Origin of the sequence: Sphingobium bisphenolivorans, from assembly GCF_000412635.1 — a bacterium.
Classification (GTDB): Bacteria; Pseudomonadota; Alphaproteobacteria; order Sphingomonadales; family Sphingomonadaceae; genus Sphingobium; species Sphingobium bisphenolivorans.
In genome coordinates this window covers 1-1,429 of record NZ_ASTG01000056.1, presented here as the reverse complement: position 1 = coordinate 1,429, position 1,429 = coordinate 1, and the positions used below count along the sequence as shown (strand labels likewise).

General features: G+C 61.4%; 1 protein-coding gene. It reads right to left on the bottom strand.

Annotated elements, in window-relative coordinates; translation table 11 throughout:
- Positions 1 to 58 precede the first annotated feature (58 nt).
- Entirely contained in the window at positions 59 to 1,258 is a 1,200-nt protein-coding gene (locus tag L858_RS0119180) for an IS256 family transposase (protein WP_028056299.1), read from the bottom strand.
- Positions 1,259 to 1,429: the final 171 nt, after the last annotated feature.

Genomic DNA, 1,429 nt, shown 5'->3' with positions numbered 1-1,429 from the left:
GATCGTGCCCCGGGGGATGGTGTAACAGCGCGGATCCTCGGTAGAGGAGGGGACTGGATCAGGCAGCCACGCCGGGCAGCTTGATGAGAGGATTGTCGCTGACTGGGGCGAGACTTTCAAGACTCATGTATCGGCGGGATACGGCCCATTCGTCCTGCTGTTCGAGCATCAGGGCACCGACGAGGCGGATCACGGCCGCATCATTGGGAAAGATGCCGACGACATCGGACCGTCTTTTGATCTCGCCGTTGAGGCGCTCGAGAGGATTCGTGCTGGAGATCTGGGGCCAATGGTCCTTGGGGAAGGCGGTATAGGCGAGAACATCCTCTCGTGCGGCGTCCATCATTTCGGCGAGCTTGGGAGCGCGGTCGCGTAAGGCGTCGGCGATTGTCTGCCACTGCTTATGGGCCTCCTGAGAGGTCTCCTGGGCGAAGATCGTCTTGATCATGGCTGTGACCGCAGGCCGCTGCTTGGTCGACACATGCGCGAGAGCATTGCGCATCCAGTGGATTCGGCAGCGCTGCAGGGTAGCATGGAAGACCTTGCTGGCGGCGGCGCGCAGCCCTTTATGATCATCGGCGATGACAAGTTTGACGCCCCGCAGCCCGCGATCGGCGAGAGACCGCAGGAAGCCCTTCCAGAAGGTCTCAGCCTCGGTAGGGCCGGTGGCGACGCCCAACACCTCACGCCGGCCATCGGTGCTCACCCCGACAGCGATTATTGTCGCCGTCGATAGGATCCGGCCCCCCTGGCGGGATTTGATGTAGGTGGCATCGAGCCAGACGTACGGAAATTCGCCTTCTATCGGCCTGTTCAGGAAGGCGTTGACCCGCTCGTCGATCTCTTCGACCAGCCTGCTGACGGAGCTCTTGGAGATGCCTGTGAGGCCCATGGCCTTCACCAGATTATCGACCGAGCGGGTCGAGATGCCTTGTACATAGGCCTCCTGAATGACCGCGGTCAGCGCCTTTTCAGCGGTACGCCGGGGTTCAAGGAAGGACGGGAAATAGGACCCCTTGCGAAGGCGGGGGATCTCCAGATCAATATGGCCCGCCCTGGTCTCCCAAGAGCGCTCACGATAGCCGTTGCGCTGAACCTGCCGCCCTGCGGGATCTCGAGCCCCATGGGGAGCGCCGGTCAACGCCTGCACCTCAGCTTCCATCATCCTTTCAGCAGCGAAGGCCAACATCTCGCGTACGAGATCTGCGTCTGCACCCTTTTCAACCAGCTCGATAAGCGCCATTCTGTCTGTGGTCATCGTCGTCTCCGATAGGTTCATTGGTTTCGCAACCCGAACTCTACCGAAGATCGGCGATGGCCGCCAAGACAGGGGCCATGTCATTGCTGGGGCTTGAGGCTCCGGTCGCTACGCTCCCTGCACCTCAAGCCCCAGCAATGACGCTGTTACACCATGCGATGGGACGCGGCC